Annotated in this window: 14 protein-coding genes; 4 read left to right on the top strand and 10 right to left on the bottom strand. The window is 62.1% G+C overall.

Annotation, left to right across the window (positions count from 1 at the left end; all coding sequences use genetic code 11):
- Positions 1-22: 22 nt before the first annotated feature.
- The 9 genes from C8N44_RS16500 to C8N44_RS16460 form a co-directional block, all read right to left on the bottom strand.
- Complete coding sequence (locus C8N44_RS16500; RefSeq protein ID WP_107977884.1) at positions 23-691, bottom strand: amino acid ABC transporter permease; 669 nt, start codon at positions 689-691, stop codon at positions 23-25.
- Between the two features lie 13 nt (positions 692-704).
- The gene (locus C8N44_RS16495) at positions 705-1,373 is read right to left on the bottom strand and encodes an amino acid ABC transporter permease (RefSeq protein ID WP_107977883.1); all 669 of its coding nucleotides are present in this window, start codon (positions 1,371-1,373) and stop codon (positions 705-707) included.
- A complete protein-coding gene (locus C8N44_RS16490) occupies positions 1,370-2,107 on the bottom strand; it encodes an amino acid ABC transporter ATP-binding protein (RefSeq protein ID WP_107977882.1) in 738 nt (245 codons plus the stop codon). The genes C8N44_RS16495 and C8N44_RS16490 overlap by 4 nt, the downstream gene beginning before the upstream one ends.
- Before the next feature lie 108 nt (positions 2,108-2,215).
- Positions 2,216-3,049, bottom strand: coding sequence for a transporter substrate-binding domain-containing protein (locus tag C8N44_RS16485; RefSeq protein WP_107977881.1), 834 nt, complete (start codon positions 3,047-3,049; stop codon positions 2,216-2,218).
- Between the two features lie 417 nt (positions 3,050-3,466).
- Positions 3,467-5,134 carry a mechanosensitive ion channel family protein gene (locus tag C8N44_RS16480; RefSeq protein ID WP_158274076.1) on the bottom strand — a complete coding sequence of 556 codons (1,668 nt, stop codon included), beginning with the start codon at positions 5,132-5,134 and terminating at the stop codon, positions 3,467-3,469.
- A 244-nt stretch (positions 5,135-5,378) separates the two neighbouring features.
- Complete coding sequence (locus tag C8N44_RS16475; protein WP_107977879.1) at positions 5,379-6,974, bottom strand: AMP-binding protein; 1,596 nt, start codon at positions 6,972-6,974, stop codon at positions 5,379-5,381.
- A gap of 395 nt (positions 6,975-7,369) precedes the next feature.
- Positions 7,370-8,374 (bottom strand): UDP-N-acetylmuramate dehydrogenase, encoded by a 1,005-nt coding sequence (murB, locus tag C8N44_RS16470; protein WP_107977878.1) that lies wholly within the window; start codon positions 8,372-8,374, stop codon positions 7,370-7,372.
- Positions 8,371-8,829 carry a group III truncated hemoglobin gene (locus tag C8N44_RS16465; RefSeq protein WP_107977877.1) on the bottom strand — a complete coding sequence of 153 codons (459 nt, stop codon included), beginning with the start codon at positions 8,827-8,829 and terminating at the stop codon, positions 8,371-8,373. The genes murB and C8N44_RS16465 overlap by 4 nt, the downstream gene beginning before the upstream one ends.
- A complete protein-coding gene (locus C8N44_RS16460) occupies positions 8,829-9,431 on the bottom strand; it encodes a helix-turn-helix transcriptional regulator (protein WP_210204175.1) in 603 nt (200 codons plus the stop codon). The genes C8N44_RS16465 and C8N44_RS16460 overlap by 1 nt, the downstream gene beginning before the upstream one ends.
- Before the next feature lie 152 nt (positions 9,432-9,583).
- Here C8N44_RS16460 and C8N44_RS16455 point away from each other — a divergent pair, with 152 nt between their 5' ends.
- The 4 genes from C8N44_RS16455 to C8N44_RS16440 all read left to right on the top strand — a co-directional run bounded on the left by C8N44_RS16455 (position 9,584) and on the right by C8N44_RS16440 (position 11,531).
- Positions 9,584-10,186, top strand: coding sequence for a superoxide dismutase (locus C8N44_RS16455; RefSeq protein ID WP_107977875.1), 603 nt, complete (start codon positions 9,584-9,586; stop codon positions 10,184-10,186).
- Positions 10,187-10,247: 61 nt separating this feature from the next.
- Positions 10,248-10,586 (top strand): ferredoxin FdxA, encoded by a 339-nt coding sequence (gene fdxA / locus C8N44_RS16450; protein ID WP_107977874.1) that lies wholly within the window; start codon positions 10,248-10,250, stop codon positions 10,584-10,586.
- Positions 10,587-10,588: 2 nt separating this feature from the next.
- On the top strand, positions 10,589-11,104 hold the full coding sequence (locus C8N44_RS16445; RefSeq protein ID WP_107977873.1) for a flavin reductase family protein: 516 nt from the start codon (positions 10,589-10,591) through the stop codon (positions 11,102-11,104).
- A gap of 58 nt (positions 11,105-11,162) precedes the next feature.
- Positions 11,163-11,531, top strand: coding sequence for a DoxX family protein (locus C8N44_RS16440; RefSeq protein WP_244641113.1), 369 nt, complete (start codon positions 11,163-11,165; stop codon positions 11,529-11,531).
- 292 nt (positions 11,532-11,823) lie between these two features.
- Here C8N44_RS16440 and C8N44_RS16435 read toward each other — a convergent pair whose 3' ends face one another.
- Positions 11,824-13,062 (bottom strand): putative bifunctional diguanylate cyclase/phosphodiesterase, encoded by a 1,239-nt coding sequence (locus tag C8N44_RS16435; RefSeq protein ID WP_280514090.1) that lies wholly within the window; start codon positions 13,060-13,062, stop codon positions 11,824-11,826.
- Between the last annotated feature and the right edge of the window lie 82 nt (positions 13,063-13,144).

The following is a 13,144-nucleotide window of genomic DNA, read 5'->3' as shown; positions in this document are numbered from 1 at the left end:
GGTCTTTCCTTCCGGGGGGCGATCAATGCACCGCAAGGCCGCGCTGGTACCGCGAGATCAGCCGGACAAGAGGCCAAAGGATCGCGAGGTAGACCAGCGCCGCGAGGATGAGCGGCGAGGAGTTGTAGGTGACCGAGCGGGCCATGTTGGCCGAGTAGAGCAGCTCGGACAGCGAAACGACCGACGCGAGGGAGGTTAGCTTCACCACCTCGACGGTATTGGAAAGCAGGTCGGGCAGCACGTTGCGCACGGCCTGCGGCAGGACCACGTGGGCGAGGGTCTGTGGCTGGCTCAGCCCCGTGGCGCGTGCGGCTTCGGCCTGGCCCTTCGGAACCGACTGGATGCCCGCGCGAAACACCTCGGCAAAGTAGGCCGAGTTGTTGAGAAAGAAGGCGATGACCACGGCCACGAAGGGGCTCAGGTCCAGCCCGGCGAAAGGGAGGCCCGAGAAGACGAAAACCAGCAGCACCAGAGGGGGCAGGGCGCGGAAGAGGTCGATGAAGCCGACCGCGGGCCACTTGAGCCAGCGGCGCGGCGAAAGCGCACCGAGCGCCAGCAGCAGACCGCCCACGAGGCCGAGACCGATCACCACCCCACAGAGCTGGAGCGTCACGATCAGGCCCTTGAGAAGAAGCGGCCAGGCCTGCGCCATGATGTCGAGATTGAAGAAGAGGTCGATGAAGTCGTTCATGTCGCGAGGCCCCCTAAACCGCCCAGGCGTAGCGCTGTTCGAGCACGCGCGAGAGGATGACGACCGGCAGGAAGATCGCTAGGTAGGCGAGGGCGGCCATGGTGAGCGGCGTCGCCGATCCGGAGAAGCTCTGCGCCGAGGAGGACACCGTGAGGATCTCCTTCACGCCGATCACCGATCCAAGCGCGGTCATCTTGGTAATCGCCAGCGCGCGGTTCACAAGTGGCGGGATGCCCATGCGAACGGCCTGCGGCAGCGCGATCTCGAACAGTGTCTGGCCGAAGCCCAGACCCGTGGCGCGCCCCGCCTCCCATTGGCCTCTTGAGACGGAGGTGAGGCCCGCCCAGAAGATCTCTTCCGCGAAAGCCGCCAAGACGCCGCCCAGCACCAGGATCAGCACCATGGGCCCCGACAGGTTGATGCCGAGCCCCGGCAGGCCGAAGTAGAAGATCAGGATCACGACCAGCGGCGGAAGCGCCCGGCCGATGTCGGCAAAGGCGACGATCGGCAGCGTCAGGTACCAGCGGCCGAGCGTGCGCAGGCAGGCCATGACCAGCCCGAGCGCCAGTCCGGCCACCACGACGATCAAGCTGATCCAGAGCGTGGTCACGATGGCGGACAGCAGCTCGGGCAGGTACTTCGCCATGACCGCGCCGTCGAAGAAGGTGTCGAGAAACCTCATTCGCCGCCCCGGTTCACGCGTGAGAGGAAGGATTGCAGACGCGGTGATTGCGGGTTGCCGAAGATTTCTTCCGGGGGACCGGATTCCACGACCACGCCGCCGTCCATGAAGACTACGCGGTCCGCGGCCTCGCGGGCGAATTCCATCTCGTGGCTGACCACCAGCATGGTCATGCCCTCTTCACGCAGCTGCTTCATCACTTTGAGGACCGAGCCGACGAGTTCGGGGTCCAGCGCCGAGGTTGGTTCGTCGAAGAGCATGACCTTGGGATCCAGCGCCAGGGCACGGGCAATGGCGACGCGCTGCTGCTGGCCGCCCGAGAGCTCCGAAGGCATCGACTCCGCCTTGTGCGCCAGCCCGACGTGTTCCAGCATCTCGATGGCGCGTGTCTTGGCGTCGGCCTTCGAGCGTTTCAGCGCCTTGACCTGCGCCAGCATGACGTTCGCTAGAACCGATTTGTGCGGGTAGAGGTGGAAGCCTTGGAACACCATGCCGATCTTGAGCCGCATCTTGTCGAGCGCGCGGCCCTGGCAGGCAGTCACATGTTCACCGTCAAGAAGTATCGTCCCCGAGCTTGGCTCCTCCAGCCGGTTGCAGCAGCGAAGCATCGTCGACTTGCCGGATCCCGACGGCCCGATCACGAAGACCAGCTCGCCGGGTCTCACGCTGAGGTCGATCGAGGTCAGCACTTCGGTCGTGCCGAAGCTCTTGCCGAGCTTGTTGATCTCGAGCATCGGCCTCGCGTGGACCTTGGCTGAGGGGGTGGGGGAAATGGCAGCAGTCATCTTATGTCTTCCGATGGCGGGCGAGACGCCATGCGCCCCGCCCGGCGATGTCAGGGATCAGAAGTCGCAGGAAACCTTGTGCTCGGTCTCGTCGTAGCCCTCGAAACCGGGCGTTCCGTAGCCCGGGGTCGGGGTCACGATGGTCGTGCCTTCTTTGGGGGTCACGCCGAACCACTTCTCGGAAAGCGCCACCATCGTGCCGTTTGTCTTGAGGCACTCGAGCACGGCGTCGATCTTATTGCGCGTCTCGGTGTCGTCCTTCCGGAAGGGGAAGGCCCAGACCAGACCGGTGGGGTATTCGTAGCTGAGGTCGATGCGCGGGTTCTGCTTGGCAGCCCAGGCCGAGACCGTTGCGCCTGCAAGGTTCGCGTCGGCGCGGCCGGACGACACCGCTTCGACCGCGTCGGTATTCGTGCCGTAGGCCACGACGTTCCAGCCGTACTCTTCGGCTCCGTCGTTCAGGAAGCTCTCGTAGACCGAGCCCTTGTTGACCGCGATGGTCATGCCGCTGAAGGCTTCGAGCCTTTCCATGGGGTCGGTTCCCGCGGGGACGGTGAAGGCGAAGTTGGTGTCCATGAACCCTTCGCTGAAGAGAAGGTTGGAGGCCCGCTCCTCGGTGACGGTGGTGGGCGCGACGAGGAAGTCGTAGGTGCCCGCCTGCAGGGCCGGGATCAGACCCGAGAACTGCGCTGCGACCACTTCCATATCCGCGCCGAGCGCCTCGCCGATGGCCGCGGCGAGATCGACGTTGAAGCCTTCGACGCCGCCGGAAAGGCTGGGCATGGCGTGGGGGGCGAAGGTGCCGTCGAGCGCAACCTTGTAGCTTTCGGCATGCGCCGGGATGGCGAGCGCCGCGAGGGCGGCAGGCAGAAGAATGTTCCTGTACTTCATGTTGTGGCTCCGTGTTGGGGGCTTGTCTTCTTGGCATCGCGACGATGCGAGACGTGGCCTCACGAAGCCGGTGACGACGACATTGGGCAATACAAATCCAGATTATAATATGACTATAATAATAAGCGAGGTTTATATTATGGCGTCAGAGATGGAGGCGCCCTGAGTGTTCCGGTGGCCTGAAATCTGCCTCAATTTTCTGAAAAATATGAGGAATTCTGGCCGCCTTGGCTGGCTGGCCATCCGTTGATTTTCGAGATGCTCCACCAACCTTCGGTCTCATTGCCAGGCGCGCATGTGCCTTCAAACTAGGCAGGTTTGCCCGGAGCCACGCGAGAAAGGTCCCGGATCTCCATAGTTCCGCGTCCGGACGCCAGAGGATCATGGCCCTTGAAAGGACCAGCGTGACGCCCTGGCCTAGTCCGCGGCGCCGGCACGATGGGCCGGCGCCGACATCGTCTCTTCCGGTTCTGCCACGTCGAGAATTCGTTCCCGCGGGAGCCATTCAGGATGGTTGTCGCGAATATCGGCAAGGAGCCCTTCCCGCAGACGGCAGTGGATGGCCCAGCCGGTCGAGGGGTCCGGCATCATCGCGTAGAAACTCACCTTGATTGCCTCTGGCCGCTGGTCGGTGACATAGGTGAAGGCCTCGTCCGGTTCCGTTATGTCCGGGTCTTCGTGGCGCAGAGTGTCGAAGGTTTTCCGCAAGGCATCGAGATCGCAAAGCGGGTCGAGCCAGAGATGCACGCCTCGCATCATGCGCGCCTCGGTCACGGACCAGTTCTCGAACGGTTGGCCGACGAAGTGTTTCACCGGGACAACGATGCGCCTGTGATCCCACGTTCGGAGCCTGAGGAACGTGTAGAAGATCGACTCCACATAGGCCCACTCGCCCTCGAAGAGGATCGCGTCGCCGATCCGTATCGGCTTTGCAAAGGCGATCTGCAGCGACGCCACGATGTTGCCGAGCACGGCCTGCCCGGCGATCCCGAAGATGACCGTGAGCACACCGGCCGAGGCCAGAAGCGTTGTGCCGACGCTCTCGAACAGGTTGAGTTGCGAGAGGATCGCGATGGCGGCGAACCCGACCATGACCAGAACGATCAGCCGTCTCAGCGCATAGATCGAGGTGTAGAACTCGCGCTCGTCGCGTCCGAGCTTGTCGTCGATGTCGCCGACGTAGCGCAGCGTGATCCGGTGCAATCCGGCGTCCAGCATCCGCAGGGCGGTCATGCCGACACCCCACACCATGACGATGGTCAAAGCCGGGCGAAGGAATGTCTGGACCGGTCCGGAAAAGGAGATCACCCACGTCAGCAGGATATGCACGAGGCCGGCCATCACGAGCATGGCCATCGGCAGCGCGCTGCGATCAAGGCCGGCCTTCAGCCAGCCCCGGCTTACGCGGCGTGAAAAGGCCTCCACCATGCTGTAGGTACCCCATCCCAGCAGAAATACCGCGAACGCGAACGCGGGGACTGCGATCCACTCCCAGAGCCATAGTCCGAAAAGACGTCGCTTCAGCGTGTCGGGAACCATGCTCTCGTAGCGCCTCGGGCCGAATTCCGCGTATAGCGGACCCACGTTTGCGACGGTCTGGGGCGTGAACAACCACACGGCGTCTGCGTCAGATGGCTTGTAGCGCGCGATCCGAATGTCATAGGCGCTTCGTCCTGCCTCGAGGGTCTCGATGTGCAGGTCCCGCCGCGGCTGGCCGGCGCGTCCGCTGGAGTCCTGCGAGCTCTCGATCCGGGCATCCGGGCGAGCAGGCAAGCTGGACCAGTCGATCCAGACCCGACGGGCCAGGATCGAGGCGAGTTTCATCGCGATCTCTGGGCCCTCTTGGGCCTGCTCGTCCGGGCTGAGCCTAGACAGGTTCAGGTAGTGGGCGGCCTTGTCGTAGTCGTCCGCCCCGGCCGCTGCGGTGAATTCCCGGAGGGATTGCCTTGGTGTCTCAGGGGCCACCTCTGCCGAGGCCGCGCCGGACAGACCCGGATTCAGGGCTTCGGTTTCATACCAGTACTCCGACCCATCCTGTGCCATGACCGGCAACGCAAGCAGGCAAAGCAGGAACGCGGCCAACAAGGGGGTGATCCGACGCAGCGAAGCCCCGCGTCGGGCCAGAGTTCGGAATTGGATCATGGTCTCAGCACGGCGCCGTTGGGGTCATTGGAAAGCCAACCGGCAGTCGCGAGTTGAGTTCCCAAACGGTGGGGCCTTCGTCAGGCGCGAAATTCCGGACCTGGCCGCCGTGTCGCGGAGGGCGTTCACCTCAGTCCGTCGTATCAAGGCAACCGCCGCCACGTTTCCATGTGGGTGCCTCCGGGCGCTATTCGTCGAGCGAATGCACGAGGTCCCTGAGCCGGAACTTCTGGACCTTGCCGATGGCGGTCTTGGGGATCTCATGGAAGAGGACGCTCTTTGGCACCTTGAAGCCCGCAAGCCGTTCCCGGCAGAAGGAAATGATGTCTGCCGGATCGGTCTGGGCGCCGTCGCGCAACTCGACAACCGCGCATGGCACCTCGCCCCATTTCGGGTCGGGCCGTGCGACAACCGCGGCGGCGGAGATGGCGGGATGCCGATAGAGAACCGCCTCCACTTCGACGGACGAGATGTTCTCTCCCCCCGAGATGATCACATCCTTGAGCCGGTCTCTGACCTGAATGTAGCCGTCGGGTTGCATCACCGCGGCATCCCCGGAGCGGAACATGCCGCCCTCGAACGCCTCTTCGGTCGCCGCCTGATCCTTGTAGTAGCCCTTCATCACGGTGTTGCCCCGGATCGAGATCTCTCCCTGTGTTTCTCCGTCCCGCGGCACCTTCTTCCCGCTTTCGCGTTCGATCACGTCGACGGCCTCCACCGTGGGGAAGCGAACGCCCTGACGCGCGCGCCGTTCGGCGGTCTCTTCCGTGTCCAGCTCGTCCCAGGCACGTTGTGGGAGGCACTGCAGGATATGACCGTATGTCTCGGTCAGGCCGTAGACGTGCATCACGTCCATCCCCATCGCATCGGTCTTTTCGAGCACGGACGGGGGCGGCGGAGAGCCCGCGGTCGTGACTTGAAGGCGCGGCTCCAACGGCTCGGTCGGCGCTGCCTCGCTTTCGGCCATCATCTGCAGAACGACCGGTGCGGCGCCGTAGTGGGTGACCTTTTCCCGAAGGATCGTTTCGAACAGATCCTCGGGGCGGTTCGAAGGCGGGAAAACCAGGGTACCGCCGACGATCGCCGCCTTCCAGAGGTGACCCCATGCATTGCAGTGAAACATCGGGACAACCGACATGTAGACCGGGTGATGCGCGACCTGCCAGGCGGCGACGGTCCCCAGCGCCATCAGATACGCGCCGCGGTGGTGATAGACCACGCCCTTGGGGCGACCCGAAGTCCCCGATGTATAGTTGAGCGCGATGGCGTCCCATTCGTCGTCGGGCAGCCAGCTGCCTTGCCATGGTTGAGCCTGAAGGAGATCGGATAACGTATCGTCCTCGCCTCCGATCTGCACGACCTTTGGCGCGGTTTCGGCAAGTGACAGGGCCTCGTCCAAAAGGGGGCGAAGGCCAGCGCTGACAAGGACAAGCTGGCTGTCCGAATGATCCAGGATGTAGGCAATGGTCTCGGCTTCAAGCCGGGTGTTGATGGTCGAAAGCACGCCGCCCGTGACGGGGACGGCGAAATGAAGCTCGAAGAGTTCCGGAGAGTTTACTGCCAGCGCGCTGACCGTGTCGCCCTTGCTGATGCCGAGATCCGCAAGCCCCCGAGCGACGCGGGCGACACGATCTGCGGTTTCACCCCAGGTCCGGCGAACCCCGCCGTCGACGACGGCAATGGCGTCGGCATGCACGTCGGCGGCTCGCTCGAGGAAGGACACCGGCGACAGAGCAACGTAGTTGGCAGCCCCCTTGGGGAGGGCGCTGAAATGTTCTTGCATTCTTGTCTCCATTCGCCCCCGGGTGGGCTCAAGTCGTCGCGGCCGGACCATGTTCTGTGAATGGGTCGTCTGACAATTGGAGCGGCCGATCCCGGTTACCTGACAGAGTTCCCGTCGCGGCTGCGGTTGGATGAGCGGTAGCCTACGGATGGGCGGAGGATGGAACAATCTTTCGGCCTATTGGCCGTGCCTAGTTCAGTGGCCGCCGCCACGAATGCCGGATTTCTTGGCAATACGGGGGCCGCCTTGCGAAGCTGGCAAGCTTCCGGCTGCCCGAAAGGCATGATGATGTATTGGGAGGGTTTTCCGGAATGACCCTAGCGCAGAATGCTGCGAGCGTAGGTTGGGTCGTTGCGGTGCCCTCGCTGGAGCGGACGCCGGTTGATCTTTTCAGGTCAACTGTCGGCGATGACCACAGGCTCTTGAGCAAGATCGATCCCGAAACGTCTCCGTACCTCGCTGCGTGCCTGATCGGCGAGGTGGAGGACATCATCAAGGGTCGCGCCGCCGTTGTTCACGAGCACGAGTGCGTGCTGCTCGGAAAATCCGGCACCTCCATGACGATGTCCTTTGAGCCCGCATTGCTCGAGAAGCCAGCCGGCGGAAATCTTGATGCCGCCATGGACTGCTCGGCCTGGTACTTCGGGAATGGATCTCGCGACTTCCTCCGACACGATCGGGTTCTGGAAGAATGAACCAGCATTTCCAGTGAGGCGCCAGTCGGGAAGCCGACTTCTGCGTCGGGCAAGTACCGCCGTCCTGACATCCTCGGGGGTTACAATGCCCGGCAAATTGTCAAGGCCGTCGTATTCGAGGCAGGGTTGCCACTCGTAGGGCAGGAGCAGTGTGACCTCCGTGACCAGATGGCGGCTTGGCTGTTCCTTGAAGCGGCTGTGGCGATAATCGAAACCACATTCCTCGCTGGAGAAGGTTCGGGTTTCACCGGTTTCTGTGTCGAGGGCCGTGAGACTTTCGAAAACGTTGCTAATTTCGCGCCCATAAGCCCCGATGTTCTGGATCGGGGCGGCGCCGACGGTGCCTGGGATGCCGGCAAGATTCTCGAGGCCGCCAATACCTTGGAGGACGCTCCAGCCCACCAGATTGTCCCAGGTCTCTCCTGCAGCCGAGGTAAGGCGTATCCCCTCGCGGACCTGCTCGATACTTCGCCCCGCCATAGCCGAGATTCCGACTACCGCCTCCAGCCGCGGCGGGAGCACGGAGTTGCTGCCGCCGCCGAGCAGGTGAAAGGGAAGGCCCAACTTTTCGGCGAACCGAATTGCCTCGGAGATCCGCTCCACGTTCTGAAGCAGCCCCCCGTAGCGAGCGATCGAGCGAAGTTGGAGGGTGTTGCGGTGCGAAAGATCGAAGTCGGGGGTGAGGAAATCGGGTGTGGGTGTCAGGGGTAGGGCTCGCGTGTCAGTGGGGGGCGGAACGTCAGGTCTTCGCCCCGGTGCATGGCAATGTTGATGCGGAAGGCTTCTGCGATGCGTTCCGAGCGGGCAATCATTAGGCCGGCGGTCTTTGGCGGGCAGAGATTGTTGACAGTGTGCCGGAACAGCGCAAGCCAGCGCCGGAAGTGATCGTCTGTCAGCTCGGGAATTGCCAGGTGCTTTGGCATAGGGCGACCGTCATAGGTTCGCGTGCCGAGCAAGCTTGAACACCAGAAAGCTACTATTTTCTCCAGGTGACCCTGCCAGCGTTCGTCCGCGACATGGGCCCTGAAGACCGGGCCGATGACGGGGTCTTCGCGCGCCTCGGCGTAGAAGGCATGCACCACCAGACGGATCATTGCTTCATCAAGTCCTTCGGCGACTGCTTCCTCCGATTTCGGTACGGCAGTGGACTTCGTGGGCATCACGTCGTCACCTCGCGGATCACATAGGTGCATCGACGGCCGCCACCCACGATATGCTCGACGCGCTCGACCGACGTGTTTTCGCCCAGGACGGCTTCGAAAACGCCTTGCTCGGCACGGCAGAAACCTTGGCAAAAGCTTGCCGCAGCGCAGATCGGGCAGTGGTTCTCGACCAGCATCAACTCGCCGTCTTCACTGGTTTCGGCGGTCGCCATGTAGCCTTCGGCATTTCTCAATGCGGCCAGCTTTTCGACCCGGTCGACAAGGTCGTGGCATCCAACCATCGCCTCTTCGTAGAGCGTTTGAGTGCTCGCTTCCCGTGCGCTGATGATCCGATCGAGAGCGTCTGGTCCGAGCACATCTGAGATGCTTCGCAGAATGTCCACCGTCAGCCCCGCATGGGTGTCGGGGAAGCGTGCTTGTCCGCTTTTGGTGAGATGCCAGTAGACGGAGGGACGACCCCGACCCCCGGACCGGCGCTCTTCCGAAACGAGGCCCTCCGACGCAAGCCTCTGAAGCTGCTGGCGGGCCGCCTCGCCTGTTATGCCAAGGCGGGAACCCAACTGAGCGGAGGTCAGCGCTCCCTGCATCTTGAGAAACATCAGGATGCGCTCAGAAGGTGCCCTAGGGGACCACATATTCTTTTCCAAGTCATCTCTTGACATAATGCCTCCGACGTTTTTCAAAGGTAGTACTTGTTTTAATATTGAAAATCGCCGGCTCACGCAAGCGCCGGTAGGAAAGGAACCGGATCATGACCTTCGAACTTCCCGCCCTAAACTACGCGCATTCCGCACTGGCAGAGCGCGGCATGAGCCAGGATACGCTCGAGCTCCATCATGACAAGCACCACCAAGCCTATGTTAGCGCCCTGAATGGCTTCGTGGAGAAAAACTCTGGCCTCCAAGGGAAGTCGCTCGATGAAATCGTCAAGTTGAGCTACGGAGACGACGCTCTCGCTGGCGTGTTCAATCAGGCTGGACAGCACTGGAACCACATTCACTTCTGGAACGCACTTTCGCCCGAGGGTGGCAAGATGCCCGGGGCATTGGAGACGAAACTTGTCGCCGACTTCGGCTCTGTCGACGAGTTCAAGCAGGCCTTCAAGGCGGCCGCGGTCGGTCAGTTCGGTTCGGGCTGGGCATGGCTGATCCAGAAACCCTCTGGCGAGCTCGCAGTCACGAAGACCCCGAACGGTGTGAACCCGCTCGCCACCGGGGAAGGCGCGGCACTCCTTGGCCTCGACGTCTGGGAGCACAGCTACTACGTGGATTTCCGCAACAGGCGCCCGGACTACGTCAGCAATTTCCTCGACAACCTGGCGAATTACGAGTTCGCGGAATCGAACCTCTCCTGATCTCATTTCCGTCGCGCGCCCGAACCGCGCGCGGCGAACCATTCCCTCCTGCCGAGGCCAAATGACCTACGTCGTCACCGAGAACTGTATCGCCTGCAAGTACATGGACTGCGTCGAAGTATGCCCGGTCGACTGCTTCTACGAAGGTGAAAACACGCTTGTGATCCATCCCGACGAGTGCATCGACTGCGGGGTATGCGAACCGGAGTGTCCTGCCGATGCGATCCGTCCGGATACCGACCCCGACATGGAACGCTGGGTCGAGTTCAACAGAAAATATTCCGAGGTATGGCCAGTTATTGTTGCCGCCGGTGATCCGCCGGCGAACGCAGAGGCAATGGATGGTGTGCCAAACAAGCTGCAAACTCATTTTTCCCCCGAACCGGGGCAGGGGAGCTGAACATGTCGACCGGTCAAGTAATCTCCCCTGAGCCATCGGCCTCGTCGAAGGAATTCCGCGACTCGATGGCCGCGCTGGCGGCGACTGCCTGCGTCGTTACCTGCGAATGCGATGGTCAGCGCCTCGGTCGAACCGTGACTGCGGTCTTCTCCCTTGCAGTTGATCCCCCCTCGCTCCTCATCTCCATCCGCGAGGATTCCGAACTCGCAGCAACTGTGCGACGTGCCGTAGGCCTTTCCTTCACAATGCTGTCTCAGACGCAGCGCCCTGTCGCTGAAGCCTTTGCCGGGCATCTTGCACCGGCAGTTCGCTTCGACGTGGGCGAGTGGAGTGCCTGGCCCTCGGGGCAGCCACGGCTTCACGGTGCGTTGGCCTGCATGGATTGCGCACTCGTCGACGAGATGAAAGTCGGCGGGCACAGCCTCTTCGTGGTTTCGCCAACCAAAATCGACCTCGATGTCGCTAGCGCACCGCTGGTCTGGCATGATCGCGGCTTTAACCTCGTCCGGCCGCTCTGAAGGCAGCTGCGCCCGCTGGTGCCGTAACTCTGTCATCTCAAGATTGGAAAGTCCCGTCGTGAAAAGATCCCTTTGGCGCCATGTCGTACCGTGTTCGCTTGCCGCATTCTTCGTTCTGGGGGGCACCCTCAACTTCTTTGCCTCCGAAGATATTCTCTCCGACTACCAGAGGTGGGGGTATCCGGGGTGGTTCCACTACGTGACGGCCATGCTTGAATGGGTTGCGGCCTTGCTTCTGGCGATTCCAGCAACGCGGATTTACGGGAGCCTGCTGGGCTGCGCACTAATGTTTGCAGCGGGTGGGACCGTGCTGATCCACGGCGAATACGACCATGCGCTACCGCCCCTCGTCGTGTTGATGCTGCTCGTGCTGAACTTGTTCATCGTGACGCGGACAAAGAGACGGAAGGGTGGTGTCGGGGCATAAGCGTTCGAACTTGATCGTTATCAATCTGAACAGGGGCGCTGCGATGCAGTCGTCCGGGCATGTGGGTTCGGAAATGCTCTCGAGTAATTTGCACCGCTCAGGCTGCAGAACGGGAAGGGGGGATCACCATGGCGGGGCGCCTTGCGAGGCAATTCGCCGCAGATCCACGGATCCAGCTTGGGGGCTGTGGGGCGCGTGGCTGTCTTGGAACTCTTGGAACTCTTGGAACACATCGGAACAAGGTGAACTCTCCTAAGGGATCACTGCGGGAAGTGGGAAAATTCATTGTCGGTCAGGCCGCTCGCACACGCCATCCTCGCGCCGCCTCGGTAAACTTCGCCGCGTCCAACGCCTGGGCGTAGTAGAAGCCCTGAAGGACATCACAGCCCATCCCGCGCAAGATCTGCACCTGTTCCCGGGTTTCGACCCCTTCCGCAATCGTCGCGATCCCGAGCGTCTCGGCGATTTCGATGATGGCGCGGAGGAGATTGCGTGAGCGGGCGTCTTGCGCGACCGGCAGGACGATGCGCTTGTCGATCTTGAGTGCCGAGGGCGCGATATGCATCAGGCCTATGATGGACGCATGACCGGACCCGAAGTCGTCGATTTCGATCTCGATTCCGGCGTCGCGGACCAGGTCGAGATGAAAGCAGAAAGCATCCGACTCCTCTTCGACAAGGATCGACTCCAGAAGCTCGAAAGTGACCCGTGCCTCGCCTTTCGCGATCTGTCGTGCCAGTTCGACTACGTCCGGATCGCGCATTCGCCCGGAGCTCACGTTGAAGCTGATCTTGGGGACTGCCACTCCGGCGCGCCGCCATCCCTTTAGAGCCGCCTCGGCCTTGAGCATCATGATACGATCGATTTCAGGTACGATACGCAAGTGTTCCGCCACGTGCATGAAGGTCTCCGGCGCAAGGATGCTTCCGTCTGGTCTGCGCCAGCGCAAGAGCGTCTCAACGCCGACCAGCTTTTCGTCCTTTGCAGAGAATTGGGGCTGGAACCATGGTTCGAATTCGTCTCGCTCGAGCGCCTCATGAAGTTCCACGGCCAGACTGCGATCGCTCAGAATATTCTGCCGCAACTCCGGGGTGAACAACTCGAGCCGGTTGCGCCCGCCCGCCTTGGCCTTGTAGAGTGCGGTATCCGCGAAGACCGGTAGATCGCCTGCGTCGGCAGCCATATCCTCGGTGCGCGCGATACCGAAGCTCGCGCCGAACCTGCATTGCCTTTCTTCGAAATACAGCGGCTCTGCGATCTTCTCGCGTATCTGCTCGACCATGGTGCAGACTTCGGACAGCGACTTTCCGGGGGCGGGCAGGATTGAAAACTCGTCGCCGCCGATGCGAGCGGCGAAGTCGTCGACGCCCATGCTCGCGCGAAGGACATCGGCAACACGTCGCAGGACGGCGTCGCCGGCCTCGTGTCCGAGAGTATCGTTAACCGATTTGAAGTAGTCGAGATCGATACGCACAATGGTGCCGGCGTCGAATGACGAGGCGCGTCGACGCTCGCTCTGTAACCGACCGATTGGGGCCGCCTGCCTGAGGCTGGGGTTCCGAGGTAAGACACGTGCATAACGACGTCGTTATGCACGTGTCTTATTCGGAGGA

This window comes from Allosediminivita pacifica (genome assembly GCF_003054175.1).
Lineage (GTDB): Bacteria > Pseudomonadota > Alphaproteobacteria > Rhodobacterales > Rhodobacteraceae > Allosediminivita > Allosediminivita pacifica.
Note: the sequence above shows the minus strand (reverse complement) of the source record. Positions and strands in the feature narration are given on the sequence as shown.

Coding starts and splice junctions, on each gene's coding strand:
- C8N44_RS16500 (WP_107977884.1), bottom strand. CDS start 691: ATGAACGACTTCATCGACCTCTTCTTCAATCTCGACATCATGGCGCAG.
- C8N44_RS16495 (WP_107977883.1), bottom strand. CDS start 1,373: ATGAGGTTTCTCGACACCTTCTTCGACGGCGCGGTCATGGCGAAGTAC.
- C8N44_RS16490 (WP_107977882.1), bottom strand. CDS start 2,107: ATGCTCGAGATCAACAAGCTCGGCAAGAGCTTCGGCACGACCGAAGTG.
- C8N44_RS16485 (WP_107977881.1), bottom strand. CDS start 3,049: ATGAAGTACAGGAACATTCTTCTGCCTGCCGCCCTCGCGGCGCTCGCC.
- C8N44_RS16475 (WP_107977879.1), bottom strand. CDS start 6,974: ATGCAAGAACATTTCAGCGCCCTCCCCAAGGGGGCTGCCAACTACGTT.
- C8N44_RS16465 (WP_107977877.1), bottom strand. CDS start 8,829: ATGCCCACGAAGTCCACTGCCGTACCGAAATCGGAGGAAGCAGTCGCC.
- C8N44_RS16460 (WP_210204175.1), bottom strand. CDS start 9,431: ATGTTTCTCAAGATGCAGGGAGCGCTGACCTCCGCTCAGTTGGGTTCC.
- C8N44_RS16455 (WP_107977875.1), top strand. CDS start 9,584: ATGACCTTCGAACTTCCCGCCCTAAACTACGCGCATTCCGCACTGGCA.
- fdxA (WP_107977874.1), top strand. CDS start 10,248: ATGACCTACGTCGTCACCGAGAACTGTATCGCCTGCAAGTACATGGAC.
- C8N44_RS16445 (WP_107977873.1), top strand. CDS start 10,589: ATGTCGACCGGTCAAGTAATCTCCCCTGAGCCATCGGCCTCGTCGAAG.